Annotated in this window: 12 protein-coding genes; 3 read left to right on the plus strand and 9 right to left on the minus strand. The window is 64.5% G+C overall.

Annotated elements, in window-relative coordinates; all coding sequences use genetic code 11:
• Nucleotides 1-119: 119 nt before the first annotated feature.
• From Q319_RS0104185 to Q319_RS0104225, 8 genes are all read right to left on the minus strand, one after another.
• Nucleotides 120-1,154 carry a DNA topoisomerase IB gene (locus Q319_RS0104185; RefSeq protein WP_029480743.1) on the minus strand — a complete coding sequence of 345 codons (1,035 nt, stop codon included), beginning with the start codon at nucleotides 1,152-1,154 and terminating at the stop codon, nucleotides 120-122.
• Nucleotides 1,154-3,454, minus strand: a complete 2,301-nt coding sequence (ung, locus tag Q319_RS25335; protein ID WP_081845885.1) for a uracil-DNA glycosylase — start codon at nucleotides 3,452-3,454, stop codon at nucleotides 1,154-1,156. The genes Q319_RS0104185 and ung overlap by 1 nt, the downstream gene beginning before the upstream one ends.
• Before the next feature lie 76 nt (nucleotides 3,455-3,530).
• A complete protein-coding gene (gene carA / locus Q319_RS0104195) occupies nucleotides 3,531-4,715 on the minus strand; it encodes a glutamine-hydrolyzing carbamoyl-phosphate synthase small subunit (protein WP_029480745.1) in 1,185 nt (394 codons plus the stop codon).
• A gap of 347 nt (nucleotides 4,716-5,062) precedes the next feature.
• Nucleotides 5,063-5,899 carry a cytochrome c oxidase assembly protein gene (locus tag Q319_RS0104200; RefSeq protein ID WP_034413723.1) on the minus strand — a complete coding sequence of 279 codons (837 nt, stop codon included), beginning with the start codon at nucleotides 5,897-5,899 and terminating at the stop codon, nucleotides 5,063-5,065.
• Between the two features lie 39 nt (nucleotides 5,900-5,938).
• The gene (locus Q319_RS0104205) at nucleotides 5,939-6,604 is read right to left on the minus strand and encodes an SCO family protein (RefSeq protein ID WP_029480747.1); all 666 of its coding nucleotides are present in this window, start codon (nucleotides 6,602-6,604) and stop codon (nucleotides 5,939-5,941) included.
• A 4-nt stretch (nucleotides 6,605-6,608) separates the two neighbouring features.
• On the minus strand, nucleotides 6,609-7,124 hold the full coding sequence (locus Q319_RS0104210) for a copper chaperone PCu(A)C (protein WP_029480748.1): 516 nt from the start codon (nucleotides 7,122-7,124) through the stop codon (nucleotides 6,609-6,611).
• A 193-nt stretch (nucleotides 7,125-7,317) separates the two neighbouring features.
• A complete protein-coding gene (locus Q319_RS28955; RefSeq protein ID WP_281173825.1) occupies nucleotides 7,318-8,448 on the minus strand; it encodes a GGDEF domain-containing protein in 1,131 nt (376 codons plus the stop codon).
• 77 nt (nucleotides 8,449-8,525) lie between these two features.
• Nucleotides 8,526-9,488, minus strand: coding sequence for a GNAT family N-acetyltransferase (locus tag Q319_RS0104225; protein ID WP_029480750.1), 963 nt, complete (start codon nucleotides 9,486-9,488; stop codon nucleotides 8,526-8,528).
• 462 nt (nucleotides 9,489-9,950) lie between these two features.
• Here Q319_RS0104225 and Q319_RS28960 point away from each other — a divergent pair, with 462 nt between their 5' ends.
• The 3 genes from Q319_RS28960 to Q319_RS0104235 all read left to right on the plus strand — a co-directional run bounded on the left by Q319_RS28960 (nucleotide 9,951) and on the right by Q319_RS0104235 (nucleotide 12,886).
• A complete protein-coding gene (locus tag Q319_RS28960; RefSeq protein WP_281173826.1) occupies nucleotides 9,951-10,079 on the plus strand; it encodes a hypothetical protein in 129 nt (42 codons plus the stop codon).
• Nucleotides 10,080-10,106: 27 nt separating this feature from the next.
• Entirely contained in the window at nucleotides 10,107-11,006 is a 900-nt protein-coding gene (locus Q319_RS0104230) for an RIO1 family regulatory kinase/ATPase domain-containing protein (protein WP_029480751.1), read from the plus strand.
• A gap of 122 nt (nucleotides 11,007-11,128) precedes the next feature.
• Complete coding sequence (locus tag Q319_RS0104235; protein ID WP_029480752.1) at nucleotides 11,129-12,886, plus strand: hypothetical protein; 1,758 nt, start codon at nucleotides 11,129-11,131, stop codon at nucleotides 12,884-12,886.
• Between the two features lie 78 nt (nucleotides 12,887-12,964).
• Here the strand turns inward: Q319_RS0104235 and Q319_RS0104240 are convergent, their stop codons facing one another.
• Nucleotides 12,965-14,806, minus strand: coding sequence for a menaquinone biosynthesis decarboxylase (locus Q319_RS0104240; protein ID WP_029480753.1), 1,842 nt, complete (start codon nucleotides 14,804-14,806; stop codon nucleotides 12,965-12,967).
• Nucleotides 14,807-14,953: the final 147 nt, after the last annotated feature.

Below are 14,953 nucleotides of genomic sequence, written 5' to 3' on the forward strand. Positions count from 1 at the left end.
ACCATTTTGGGACTTTGAACATCTCCAAATGGTTTCAGGCGGCGCTGAGATTTCTCTCAGCGCCGCCTGAAAAAATGGACAAAGTCGAACTTAGCAAATAACTTGATCGGAGTTGGTCTTCACGCTCTCCTGCGCCGCCCCACCTTCAGCACCTTCTCGCTCTCCAGCAGGCGTTTCAAGGCCGCCTCGCTGCGGCTCAGGCCCTCCAGTTCGGCGGGCAGGCGTCCGGCGCGCGGTTCGTAGTCGTCCAGCACCTTGCCCTCCAGATAGCGGTCAAAGATCACCGGGCAGATGTAGCTGCCGCGCGTGACGGCGGGCGTATTGCCCAGGTCCTCGGCCACATGCTTGACGCAGTCCACCAGCACCTTACGGGCCTCGCGCTCGGTTCCCGCCACCCCAGCCTCGGCCAGATACTCGGCAGCCAGCAGCGTACCTCCCCAGGTGCGGAAATCCTTGGCGGTAAAGGGGCCGATGACCTCTTTCAGGTAATGGTTTAATTCCGGGGCGTGAACGCGGCGGCGGCCTTCCTCGCCCACCGTCTGGAACAGCCACGGGCCGGGCAGCTCCAGCAGCTTGCCGATATTGCCCGCCAACGTGGGGTTGCGCGTCGCCTTGTTCTGCGTGATGCCGTGCTTGCCCCGGAAGTTGAAGGTGATCAGATTGCCCTCCAGCGTGACATGCCGCTGGCGCAGCGTGCTGAGGCCATAGGTCTTGTGTAGTTTGGCGTAGGCGTCGCTGCCCACCCGGAAATGCGCGACGTGCAGCAGCCGGGTCATCAGCGCCATGACCTTGCGCGGCGGCAGCCCCTGAAGACGCAGATCGGAGGTGGTGACCTCACGCAGTGTGGGCAGAGCGGTGGCGAAACGCGTCAGCCGCTGCCATTTCTTCAGCGCCCCGGCCTGCACAAAATCGGGGTGATAACGGTACTGGAGGCGTCCGGCGGCATCGCGGCCAAACGCCTGCAACTCGGCATCCGCATCGGGCGAGACGTAGACATCGGCGTAAGCGGGTGGTACAGCGAGGCTGGCAATGCGTGTGATGCCGCCGTCATCCTCATAGGGCGTGCCGTCCGGCCAGAAATACTTGAACTTCTTGGGATCGTTGCCCTCGCGGCGCAGGTATTCCTCCTGCAAGATTTCGGTGCGGCCCGGCATTATTCCGTGACCTGCATCGGCAACTGCCAGTCAACGGGGGTTACCCCAGCCTCTTCCAGCGCGGCGTTCACCTTGCTGAAGGGTTTTGTCCCCATGAATTTGGTCACGCTCAGCGGGCTGGGGTGGGCGGATTCCACGATCACATGGTTGGGATTGGTGATCAGCTTGGCCTTCTTGCGGGCATACGCGCCCCACAGCACGAAGACCACGCGCTCTTCTTTGGCATTCACGGCTTTAATCACCGCATCCGTAAAGCCCTCCCAGCCCTTATTCGCGTGGCTGTTGGCCTGCCCCGCCCGCACGGTCAGCACAGCGTTCAGCAGCAGCACGCCCTGCTCGGCCCAGGCCCGCAGGTAGCCGTGACGCGGCGGCGTGAAACCGGAAATGTCGGTCTGCAACTCCTTGTAAATGTTCTGGAGGCTCGGCGGTACGCGCACGCCGGGCCGCACGCTGAAGCTCAGGCCGTGCGCCTGATTCGGGCCGTGATAGGGGTCCTGCCCCAGAATGAAGACCTTCACGTTGTCCAATGGCGTGAACCGCAGCGCGTTGAACACATCGGCGGCAGGGGGGTAGATGGTCTGCGCGGCGCGTTCCTCCACCAGAAAATCCTTGAGTTCGTGGAAATAAGGTGCGGCAAATTCACCCTCCAGCGCGGCCTTCCATGAGTCGGGAATGCCAGCGGGAATGATGGGTTTGGCGGCGTCGGGGGCGTTGCCGAACAGGTCTGGTTGATCGCTCATGGGGGTTCTCCTGGGGGTGGGCGGTCTGGTAGGCGTCTTTTTGGGAGGTGGTTTGGCGGGCAGTCCGCGCGCGACTCTTTCCGCACGGATGGCGGCTTTCTTGCGGCTGCCGTGCTTGTGGTAGATGCGTTTGGCCTCGGTTTCAAATTCGGGCGAGGCGCGGGCGGCGGCAATGCGGGCGCGGGCCAGCCGTCCGGCCCTGTTCTCGTCCACGATGGGCGGCGGGTAGTTCAATCGGGCGGCCCCGCTCCACTCCCAGGGCGCGTGCAGAAAATCCCCCGGTATATCCGCCAGCTCCGGCACCCAGCGGCGGATGAAAATGCCGTCCGGGTCCTGCTCGCGGGCCTGCCGGGTGGGGCTGTAGATGCGGACGCGGTTGATGCCCACGGTGCTGCTCTGCATCTGCATCTGGGACCAGTGGATACCGGGTTCGTTGTCCAGCCACTGCCGCGCCAGAAACAGGCCCGGCTGCCGCCAGTGCAGCCATAAATGCTGACTGGCAAACGAAACGAGCATGGCCCGCATTCGGAAATTGAGCCAGCCGGTCTGCCGCAGCATCCGCACACAGGCGTCGATCAGGGGGTAGCCGGTCTGCCCGTGCGCCCAGCGGTCATAGAACTCTGGATTCCACTCGTCCTCGCGCAAGCCGTCCAGCGCCCGGTTGAGGTTGCGAAATTCCATCCCTGGTTCGGATTCCAGCCGCTGCATGAAGTGGCAGTGCCAGTGCAGCCGACTCTCATAACTGCGGAGCGAACGCACCCAGCGCGAATCGGCCCAGGTGTCACCGCGCACGGCAGCGAGGCGCTGCCGGGTAGCACTCACCACACTTCGCAGGGAAACCGTGCCGTAAGCCAGCGGGCCGCTCAGGCGCGAACAGCTTTCCTCCGCGCTCAGGGGACTGCTCATCTCGCGCATGTAGTTCACGCCGCGCACAGCCAGGAACGAGTCCAGGGTGGCGCGGGCCACCGATTCGCCGCCAGGGGGGATGATCTTGTTATCAGTCTCCACACCGAGTTCAGCGTGAGACATGATCCGGCGGGGTGAAATGGACGTTCCAGATAACTTTTCCGGCGCGGGCAGAGGCGGCGTTCCCAGGCGTTCTTCCCAGGCATCGGCCCAGCCGTCACGGTTCCGCATCCCGCGCACCACACCGTTCTGCGCCAGTTCGGTCAGCGGCAGCCCACGCGCACGCGCCCAGGCCCGCACCCGCCGATCCCGCGCAAAGGACACGCCGTTCCCCGTTTCCTGATGCGCCCAGACGCCGCCAATTGGAAGCTCGCGGCTCAGCTTCTCCAACACTTCCACCGCCTCGCCGTGTCGCACCACCAAAGGCGTTCCCAGTCCACGCAGATTGATGTCCAATTCTCCCAGGCAGTCGTTCAGGTAGGTCAGGTGCTGTCCGGTGAATTCCTCGTGTCCAAGCTGCTCCGGCTCGTAGATGAACAGCGGCAGGACTGGGCCGCGCGCCGCCGCCTCACACAACGGCGCGTGGTCCGCCACCCGCAGGTCCTTCTTGAACCAGACGAGCTGAACGGGACTGGATTGTGCGGAATGAGGCACGCCGCAGTCTTATGCAAGGCTGCGGCGTGGACGGTAAGAAGAGACGGGTTGGAGCTTTGGGAAACCTGAAGGCGGCTTAAACGCCCAGCCGTCCGGTCTGCGATTTCTCGGCAGGCGTTCCGGTTGCGCCGTCAAAGGCGTCAATTTCTTCAATGAAACGGTCAAACAGGTAGCGGCTGTCATGCGGTCCCGGCGAGGCTTCGGGGTGGTACTGCACGCTAAAGACGGGGTAACGGCTGTGCGCCATACCTTCCAGCGTGCCGTCGTTGAGGTTGATGTGGGTGGCGACGAACGCGCCGTTCGGGATGCTCTCCAGGTCCACCGCGTAGCCGTGGTTCTGGGCGGTGATTTCCACGTTGCCCGTGAGTAGATTCTTGACCGGCTGATTACCGCCCCGGTGGCCGAATTTCATCTTGAAGGTCTGACCGCCCGCCGCCAGCCCCAGAATCTGGTGGCCCAGGCAGATGCCGAAGGTGGGCAGCAGACCCATCAGTTCCCAGGCGGTCTTGTGCGCGTATTCCAGCGGCGCGGGATCGCCGGGGCCGTTACTGAGGAAAAGGCCGTGCGGTTGCAGCGCCATCACCTGCGCCGGGGTGGTGTGCGCCGGGACCACGATGGGTTCGATGCCCACCTCCGAGAGCCGCTCGATGATGGTGTGCTTGATCCCGAAGTCCATTAACACCACGCGCTTGCCGTGGCGCAAGGTGGGAAAGGCGTAGGGCAGGGCGGTGGTCACGTCCTTGGTCATGTCAAAGCCGTCGATGTCCTGATGGTCTCTGGCACGCTGCACGTAGACGCTTTCCTCTTCGGGGGAGAATTCGCCGTAGGGGTCCGTGGGGTGGGTGTACGAGCGGTGGGCGATGACGCCCTTGACCACGCCGCCCGTGCGGAGGCGGCGGACCAGGGCGCGGGTGTCGATGCCCTGAATGCTCACCACGCCGTACTGCTGCATGAAGGCTTCCAGCGACTGCTGGGCGCGGTAATTGCTGTATTCGCCGCTAAACTCGCGGGAGATGAAGCCGCGCACATACGGCTTGTTGCTCTCCATGTCGTAGATCGCCACGCCGTAGTTGCCCACATGCGGGTACGTGATGGTCACGATCTGCCCGTTGTAGCTGGGGTCGGTCATGATTTCTTGGTAGCCGGTCATGGAGGTGTTGAAGACCACCTCGCCCACGGTCTCACCCCGTTGCCCGAAAGCGTAGCCCCGGTACACCGTGCCGTCCTCCAGCGCCAGAATCGCGCGTTCTTTCCTGATCATGCTGTTTCTCCCATATTGGCCCCCCTCCATTCGCGCCTCACGGGACGCAGTTCATGACGTGTGCAGTGCATGGTGTGTAGCGTAAGGCATCGGCAGGTTGCCGGGTGACCCCTTGCTCTAGAGGAGCATTATCCACGCTTGCGGCGCGGAAGCGTCCGCCCCGGCTCACGTTCTCGCAAACGGCGGACGGCTGATCAACATTCGGCTCAATCCGCTCCAGCACTTGCCACGCTGGAATCTGAATCGCCACCACCTTCAGCGCCGAGCTGGCCCCAAGACGCGCCACATGAAAAGCCCCATCCAATCACCGTTTGACCGGGCACAGGATGGGGCAAGAGTGGCTGCCCTCAGGTGGGCGGCATCGCCTCGTCGCCCCCGGTCAGTTCCACCAGCCACTGGAACAACTGGATAAACGCCAGCGCCAGCGCCGGAATCCCGGCCAGCATCATGATCCAGCCCGAGAGCTGCTGGTTTTGCAGCGGCGAGAGGTTCCACAGGCACAGCGCGTTGACGTAGGGCGTGTACAGCACATTCGGCGCGTACAGCCACACCGAGGCCACCGCCATCATGGGCAGCGCCGCCAGCAGGCCGAAGCCCCCGCGCGATCCCATTCCGGCGGGCTGCACGTTCGGCAGCGGGCGGAGAATGACGCTCCAGACCAGCAGGCTGCTCAGCAGGTACAGCGCGGGCAGCAGCGCGGCGGCGGTGTTGGTCACCACGCTGGCGTTGAACCCGGCGGGCACATTCCAGAAGATGATCACAGCGGCCCACACCGCCAGCGCCACCCACGGATCGAGCAGCACGCCCAGTACGCGGGCTGCCGCGCCGCGCGGGTTGATCTTCACGCCGCGCGGAATGCCCAGCACCAGCAGCGGCGGCACGATCTCGGCCAGCAGCATCAGGCGGCCCATGTACAGCGCCATGCTGCTGCCAGTCAGGGTGGCGGCGCGGCTCTGCGTGGTCATCAGGAGCAGCACCATGCCCAGCGCGAACAGCACGGCCCGCCAGACCGGCCAGCGGGCACGGCCCTCGGCGCTGCGACGCGACACGATAAAGCGCCAGACGTAATATCCAGCCACCAGCAGCGTGGGAATCAGGAACACCAGATCGGGGGCCGGGATCAGCAGATCGGTCAGCGTGGGATCGAGGTTGATGGAGCCGGGAACCGTGACGGGGGCGCTCATGGTGGTGTTCTCATTGCATCGTCCTCACAGTGTCAGCCTTCATGGGGAAGTCTCCAGCACATGCTGCACATCGGCCACCACGCGGTCCACCTGCGGCAACTGGGTGTAGTCCCACAACAGGCGCAACTTGCCGGAGCCGTCGATCAGGTACGTGGCGGTGGTGTGGTTCATCTGGTAGTCCGCGCCCTTCACTTCCGCCCGCTGATAGCCGACGCCGTAATCGCGGGCCACCTGACTCAGGGCGGGTTCGGGAATGTAGATGCCTGAAGCCTTGCCGAAATATTCCACGTAGGCCTTGAGGCGCTCAGGCGTGTCGCGGGCCGGGTCCACGCTGACCAGCACGGTCTGAAAACGCTCACGTTCACCCTCGGGCAGCGCCGCCTTGACCTTGTCCAGATACGCCAGGGTCAGCGGGCAGATGTTGGGGCAGTGCGTGAAGCCGAAGAACAGCGCCGTGACCTTGCCCCCCTGCCCCGGCACGAAGGCGTAGGGCTTGCCATCCTGATCGGTGCCCTTGAAGCCCGCCGCCGCCGTGTTGCCGTTGTAGGCGGTGCCGTAAAAGGGGTAGGGACTCTTGAGCCGCGCGAAGACCCAGGCCGCGCCCAGCAGCAGGCCCACGGCCACCACGGCCAGCAGCGCCGACACGTACCACGGACGGCGGGCCGGACCCGTCTGAATCTCGGAGGTGACAGGCAGTTCGGTCATCCGCTCAGGGCTTCCTGACGGTGGCCTTGAGGGCGAAGGTCCGTCCGTCCCTGGCACTCAGGGTCAGGGTCAGCGTTTCGCCGATCTTCAGCGGACGCCTGAGCTTCATCAGCATCAGATGATCGCCCGTGTCGCTCAGGACCAGCTTTCCCCCGGCGGGAATGGTCAGGGTCTGGGCCATGCTCATGCCCTGCATTCCGCCCGCAGCCTTCTTCGTGACCATCAACATGCCGTGACCGGCGACGGCGGCCCGCACGCCAGTGATGACAATCGGCGTCTTGCCGGTGTTCATCAGCGTGCCGAAAACGCTGGTTTCCGTGATGATCGGCGGCACGGCCACCACGGTGGCGTTCATGGCCCTGATCGGCAGCGTGCCAGTGGACTTCTGGGCCGCCGCAGCGGGCATGGGCATACTGTGATTCATTTGCTGGGCCATGACTGGGAGAATCAGGACGGACACGCCCAGCGCCGCAGCGAGGGCAGCGCCGAACAGCATCCGGCGGGAGGTGGGGTAGGACATGGGGCAACTCCTTGATGAATGTGTGGCGGCAGCGGCCAGCGAAAAACCCGCGCGGAGAGGGGAGCCGTCTGCCAGAGACAGGCGCAGTCTAGGCCACGCCGACAGGCTCAATTGTCCCCACTGTCTCCACCCTCAGCGTCTCCAGGCATCGGCGTTCCCGCAGCCGCAACGTTGCCGCCGTTCAGCCGCCGGGTTATCTGGAAGGAGTCAGTTCCAGCGGCGCAGCGCTGAAGGACCGGGCTTCACCGGTCAGATCGCTGGCCTGCACGTCGTCCATGTTCATCCGGGCACGGCCTGCATCCTTGGCGCGGTACAGGCGACAGTCCGCCAGTTTCAGCAGCTCTGCCGCTTCCTGCGCCTCACTCGACAGCGCCGCACCGATGCTGACCGTGACGCGGGGCAGGGCCTGCGGCCAGTCCTGCTCGGCCAGCGCGCGGTGAATGCGGGCGCAGATGTGTTCCAGCGCGGCGCGCTCGCCCGCAGCCACCAGCAGCACGAATTCCTCGCCGCCCCAGCGGACCGCCAGATCGCCGGACCGGGCGCAGGCCCGCAGCGTCTGCCCCACGGCCACCAGCACCCGGTCCCCGGTGTCGTGGCCGTAGGCGTCATTGACCGCCTTGAACAGATCGACGTCGATCAGCAGGATGCCGATGGGCGCAGCCCTCTCTCCAGTGATGGGCGGAGTGATGGCAGCAGCATGGGGCGCACTGGCCTGCGGACTGTAGTGGTCCTCCAGCCGCCGTTCCATCGAGCGGCGGTTGAGCAGCCCGGTCAGTGGATCGGTCAGGGCCAGATCCGCGTAACGGGCGGTGCGCGACAGTTCCTGCTGAAGCTGCCGCACGGTCACGGTCATCTGCCCGATCAGAAACAGCAGAAAGCCAGTGTACAGCAGCGGCACCGGATCGGTGGGCCAGCGGCTCAGCACCAGCGCAGCCAGAACCAGATACAGCACCCCGCCGCGCAGGGCGGCCTGTTTCAGCGGCAGCAGCCCGAACCACACCGCGAAAAAGAGCGGGACCGTCAGCGATTCCCGCGCGCCCAGGTCCAGGCCCCGGCTGGAGAAGTCCCACAGAAAATAGCCCGCCCCGATGTTCGCGCACCACACCACCAGCGTATCCAGCCGCTGCGCCGAGACCCGGCGACTCAGGATGACGGGCAGCAGCGCGGCGCTCAGCAGGGCCACCGTTGCGGCCCGCCAGTTGCCCTGCGGCAATTCCCGTGTGGAAATAGCCGCATGAACCGCCACCGAACACGCGCACAGCACCAGATAGCCCCGCCGACGGGTGGCTTCCAGCAGCCGTTCGCGCAGGGCGTTCTCGGGCATCCAGCCCATTCTAGGAGCCTGTCCTTTATGACCGCTGCTACATTTGGCACATCTCTTGACTTGGCCTTACGCCGATGCTAATCCAAAGGGGGCAGGACAGATAGAGAGGGGAGGGCCAGCTCGCGCTCCCAGGTGATCCACATGCGTTCCACGCGGTAGCCCAGCCGGGTGTTCACGCGCAGCATCGGCAGGTTTAACACCGTGCCGCCGGTGCCCGCCTTCAGAAAGCCCTCGCCCGCAGCCCAGGCCAGCGCGCGGGCCTTGACCAGCGTCGCCAGCCCCCGTGAGCGGTGATCCGGGTGGGTGACGGTGTTCTCGCTCTCCACTTCAGATCCTTGCGGGGTCAGCCGGGTCAGGGCCACGATCTGGCCGCGCCAGCGCACCACGAACGCGGTTTCCTCGCGCACGATCATCTCGCGCAGTTCTGCTCGGGTCAGGGGATCAGGGATGGTGGTGGGGTTGCGCGGCGCGTCGGCCAGCCCGCGCCCATGCAGGACGTACAGAGCGGTCCAGTCGGCTTCCGGCGCACCGTTGGACAGTTGCTCCACCTCGTACCCCTGCAAAAAGAGGCGTTCTTCCAGAGGTTGAAAGGCGGCGAAATCAAATCCCTCCAGGTCCAGATGTGCGCCCCAGGATTGCCAGGCGTTGCGAAAGCCTGCCGCACCGAAAAAGTCCATCTGTTCACCAAAATCCTCGCGGGTCACGCCCAGCAGCCGTGAGAAACCGGGGGGCAGATCGGCCAGATGCGCCAGATACAGCGGCGTAAAGGCGGCCCCGTCTCCGGCCAGATCCAGGCGCAGGGCATCAGGGGTGGCGTCTCCAAAGGGCAGCAGGTGGGCGGTGGCGATGACCTCTGTACCAGCCAGCGCGACGAGGCGACGGCGCAACGGATCGGCACTCTCGCGGAAGCGCTCCGGTGGGTAGGTCCAGTGACCGCGAACGCCGTCTGTGACGAGGCGGGCAACGGCAGATGCGTCGGCATTCTGGAAAGGACGTAGCGTGAAACGGCCTCCAGGGGGGTGTTCGTGTGAATCGTTCATGCCGACATCCTGGCCGAAAGGCGGGTGGGGGGCGAATTTCCGCCCTAAGCCAAATGGCGCATTTCCTGCATATGCGCCGGGTGAATACCGGCCTTCCTCTGTCCCCGACGCCGGGGCTGAATATCCAGACCACCTCATACTCAGTCTGCATACACAGACCAGCTTGACATGATTATGCTCTTGGCGTATTATGCCTACACCGGAACGGGAACGCCGACAGCGTGTTCGCAGGCCAGCCCGGAGGAAGCCCCGCCTTCCCCCAGCTTCAGAAGCACAGATTTCTAAAACACGAGTCCACAGCAGGATCAAAGCAGGCCGCGCCCCCACTGACAGACAGGGGGCGCGGCTTTGTCGTGTCTCACATGCGTCAGGAGAAAGTGACCTCTCCCCCATTAGGCATGATGGCCTATGCCCGCCGTTTGCCTGCTACGCTCTGCCCATCACCGAAAAGGAGGTGCGCATATGACTGAAACCAACATCATCGATTTTCCGAAGGCCCAGAGGATAGGAACCCCAGCCCCCGCAAATCGGAGTACTTTTGCTGATCCAAGACATATCGCCGCCTCCATATTCGGGCTACAACTGGCCTGATCCCCGGCACAATTCACAGGGGCACCCATGAACGCCCACTGGCTGACTGGTCTTGACGAGTCCGGCGAGCTGGAAGGCGCGGACACCCCGCCGGAGCGCCGCAGCAGGTTTAAAAAGAAGAGACTGCTGGGCCGCCGCAAGCTGGATGACCTGACCGCCGAGGACCCGGAAAACATCGCGGACGACACCATTCGCCGTCTGATCGACACCGGTCACATCACGGAGATCGTGGCTGAACTCAAAAGCGGCAAGGAGGCCACCGCATACGTGGCCCGTGGCCCGCTCGGCTCCGTGCTGGTCAAGCTGTACCGCGAGTTGGAAGCCCGCAGTTTCAGGAATGACGCCGTGTACCGCGAGGGTCAGGTGGTTCTGGACGAACGGGCGAACCGGGCGATGCAGGGCCGCACAAAAAAGGGACTGGAAATGCTGCAAGCCGACTGGGTCAGCGCCGAGTACGCGCACCTGTGGACGCTGTGGCGTGCGGGTCTGAATGTGCCCGAACCGCTGGTGGGTCCAAACGTCAAAGCCTGCGCCGAAACCGTTCCCGCCGTCCTGATGCGCCTGATCGGCACTGAGGACGAGGTGGCCCCCCGCCTGAGCGAGGCCCGCCTGACCCCCGCAGAGGCGCGCAGCGCCTGGCAACAATCCGTGCAAGGGCTGGCCGACCTGCTGCGGCTGGGCTACGCGCACGGCGACTACAGCACCTACAACCTGCTGTGGTGGGAGAACACCGTGATCATCATCGACTTTCCGCAACTGACCACCCGCCAGAACCCCAACTTCCAGCAGTTGCTGCGCCGCGACGCCCAGAGTCTGGCCACCAGCTTCCGCAAGCACGGCGTCCAGACCGATGGCGAGGCCACCCTGCGCGAGGTGCAGCGTCTGGTGCGCGGCAAGGGGCCGGAACCCAGGATCGTGCTGCCATGAACCGTGCGCACGAGACGCAGACCGGGGATAGCTGCTCCCCCGCCGTTCATCTGATGGGGGGTAAGGGACGCATACATCTAATGGCCGACTTATTTTCCCATCAGTTTCCCTATGATGTAAGAATGAAAAACACTCTGCTTCTGACGGCCCTTCTGCTGGGTACGGCCTCCACCGCCCGCGCCGCTTCCCTGTCCGAGGGATTGCCCGCCGGGGCGCTGATGACGCTGGAAACGAAGAATGCGGGCGGCGCGATTGACCGTTTCTCTGGCCTGCTGGTTTCGGCAGTCAACGGCTTTGCTGGTGGAGACGAGGGCGGCGAGATGGTCGGCGGTTTTCAGCAGATCCTCAAGGGTTCGCTGGGCCAGGAAGCCGTGGCAGGCGTCTTTTCGGTGGGCAACGCGGGCGGCACCTTCTCGCCGGAACTGCTGGCGGTTTCAAAGGTGGACAAGCTCTCCGGCGAGTTCTTCGCCAGCCTGATGGAACCCAGAAAGGGCGCGCGGGTGGGCGACTACACCTTCTCGCGGCAGGGCAGCACCTTCGCGGGCATGGCGAACGGACTGGTCTATGTCTCCACCAACAAGGACCTGCTGATGGGCTACCTGGGCCGCCTGAGCGGCAAGGCGGCCCCCCGACTGATGAATTCGGCGGCCTACACGGTGCCCAGACGGGCAACGGGGGAGCAGGAGCTGTCGCTGTTCCTGAACTTCTCGGCCACCGCCAAGGTCATTCGCGGCGTGCTGGGCAAGGAAATCTCGCTGCCACGTCTGCTCTCGCCGCTGGTGGACGCGCTGGACACGCTGGGACAGTACGCGGCAGGCTTTACCACCACTGCCGGGGGCCTGACTGCCGCCTCCGCCCACGCCGCCAACGTGCAGGGCAAGGACAGGCCGCTGTACCGCATCCTGACCGACAGCGCCGATTTTACCGTGCAGGACATTATCCCCGCTGGCGCAGAGGCGGTGGTGGCCTCGGCCTGCGCGCCCGAATCCGGCGCGTACCTGGGCCGCTGGCTGACCCGCGTGGACCTGTTCGATCCGCTGGGTTTTTTAACCGACAGCCAGCTCGCCAGCCACCTGGAGCGCTCGGGGGCGTGGCTGGGCCACGAGTGCGCGCAGGTCACGCTGGCCGGGGGCATGAAGTCTGGCCTGGACGTCAGCAACCCGCTGGCCAGCCTGGATTACACCGTGAGCTATCAGCGCGTCGCGGACATGACGGCGGCCCAGGCGCAGATGCCCGAATACGCCGACAGCGTGAACGCAGCCATCGCGGGGGCGTCTGAGAGCCTGAAAAAACTGCTCAAGGACGACCTGTTCGGCACCGTGGGCCGCAGCCTGCCCGGCGAGATGGGTGCGGCGGCGGCAGCCGGGGGCGCGGCAGCCAGCGGGAGCCTGAAAATGGTGGACGCCATGCTGGGCAACCTCAAGATGGTCTATGCCTTCCGGGGTGACTACCTGATCACGGCGTTCAGCCAGGCGGCTCTGGACGCCGCGCTGGATGAGGGAACCGCGCCACTCGCGCAGGACGCGGGCTTCATGGCCGCCGGGATCGAGCCGCGCTTTTCTGCCGGGTGGACCTATGCCCCCAACCCCGAAGACATCAGCGGCGAGGAACTCTCGGAAGCCATCATGAGCAACCTGGGTGCAGGCGGCGAAATGATGGATGAGGAGATGGCCGAGACCGACACGGCAGAGACGGGCGACGACATGGACATGGAATACGACGACGAGGGCATGGACACCGGCGAGATGATGTCCGGCATGATCGGCACTATGAGCGATCTGATGGCGGACCTGATCAACCGCTACGACGGCCAGACCGTGCAGAGCGCCGTGCAGGGCAACGTGATCACCAGCAAGTCGAACGTGCTGTACCGCTGGTAAAACAGCACTTCTCAAAGAGGCAGGTCAGGACGGCTCCATCCCCGTCCTGACCTGCTTTTCATTGTTCCAGAGGACCGCCTAGCGCCATTGCTCCGGCAAGCCGTACACATGCCACATCGCCTCAACCCGCTCCACCACCGCCGGGTCCATATTAATTTTGGGGGGCCAGGGGCGCACGAAACCTTCTTCCGGCAATTTGCGTGCGCCGTCCCAGGTCAGCAATGCGCCGTGCCGGACCACATCGCGCTCCGGGTCGATGTTGTTCAGGATGGTCCACCACACGTCCTGAATGTTGTTCACGTCGGTAAACTCGTCGCAGATCAGCAGGTGACGCACTCCGGCGGCGGCAGGGTGGGCGGCAAATGCCTGTGCCAGTTCCCGCGCCTGACCGGGGCGGGTCTTGTTCAGGGCCACCAGCCAGTAGCCGTCCCCATTCTGCCGCTGGGCCACCACGCCTTCAAAGTCCGGCAGATCGGCGGCGGCGTGCGGCTTGAAGACCGTCTCATGCGCCAGATCGCCCGCCTGTAAATCACGGCTGGACTCGGCCCCGCCGATTTCCTCGGGGCGCTTGGTGGTGGCGTCGATGATCAGCTTGCTGCCGTAGCCCCAGCCCCGGCTGCTGTGGTCCAGCACGTCGGTGGGGCCGCGCGTGGTCAGGGTGTCGCGGCCCGGCACAGCGCGTTCGGCCACGGCACGCCACACGGCTTCAAAGTCATTGACCTTCACGTCGTCGTCCAGCACCACGATCACTTTGGCAAACATCATCTGGCCCAGACCGAACATCCCGTTCGCCACCTTGTACGCCTGCCCCGGATACCCCTTGTTGATGCCCACGAAGACGAGGTTGTGCGCCACGCCTGCCGGGGGCATATGGTAATCGGTGATCTCGGGGATGATCAGTTGCGCGGCTGGCAGGAACAGCCGCTCGGAGGCTTCGATCAGGTAGGCGTCCTCCATCGGCGGGCGGCCCACGATGGTGGCAGGGTACACGGGCTGGCGGCGCATGGTCACGGCAGTCACATGGAACAGCGGGTACAGGTCCGGCAGCGTGTAGAAGCCGGTGTGATCCCCGAACGGCCCCTCCATGATCCAGTCCTCGGACGGGTCCACGTAGCCTTCCAGAATGAATTCGGCGTTGGCGGGCACGTCCAGATCCACCGTGATGCCCTTCGTGACCGGGTAACGCTGCCCGCGCAGATAGCCCGCCAGCGCAAATTCGTCCAAGCCGGGAATGGGCGGCAGAGGCGCGGTAGCGGCATAGATCAGTGCCGGATCGCCACCGATAGCGACGGCCACTTCCAGCTTTTGCCCCAGCCGTTTGGCCTTCTCCAGATGCTTGGTGCCCGTTTTGTGGCGCTGCCAGTGCATCCCGGTGGTGTTCTTGCTCATCACCTGCATGCGGTACATGCCCATGTTGCGCTCGCCGGTTTCGGGGTCTTTGGTGATCACCAGCGGCAGGGTCACGAACGGCCCACCGTCCAGCGGCCAGCATTTCAGGATGGGGATGCGCGACAGGTCCACCTCGTCGCCGCGCCACACCACTTCCTGCACCGGGCCAGTCCTGACCCGTTTAGGCGGAAGGTTCATGGCGTCCTTGAGTTTGGTCACGTTGCTCAGCAGCCCCAGTTTGCTGCCGCCGCCGCCCAGGTCAATCAGGGCGCGGACCTTCGCCGCCAGATCGTCCAGATCACTGACCCCTAACGCTAAAGCAGTGCGTTCGCGGGTGCCCATCAGGCCGATGACCACCGGAAATTCGCTGCCGCGCACGTTTTCAAACAGCACCGCCGGGCCGCCGGATTTGACCAGACGGTCCGCGATCTCGGTGATTTCAAGGTCATGGCTGACCGGGGCGGAGACGCGCAGCAGTTCGCCGCGTTCTTCCAGCAGGCGCATGAAGCTCTGAATGTCGGGAAAGGCCATGCTCGGCAGCATAGGGCTGCGGGGGCGGGGCAACCGTACCGGAAGGCGAGATGCGACAGGCGAACATGACGATTCGCTCAAGCCCATACATCACTTGGTTCACAATTAATTCCGCTCTGTTTTATAAACTGGTTTAACGATCAGAGA

Source organism: Deinococcus marmoris DSM 12784 (genome assembly GCF_000701405.1).
GTDB lineage: Bacteria > Deinococcota > Deinococci > Deinococcales > Deinococcaceae > Deinococcus > Deinococcus marmoris.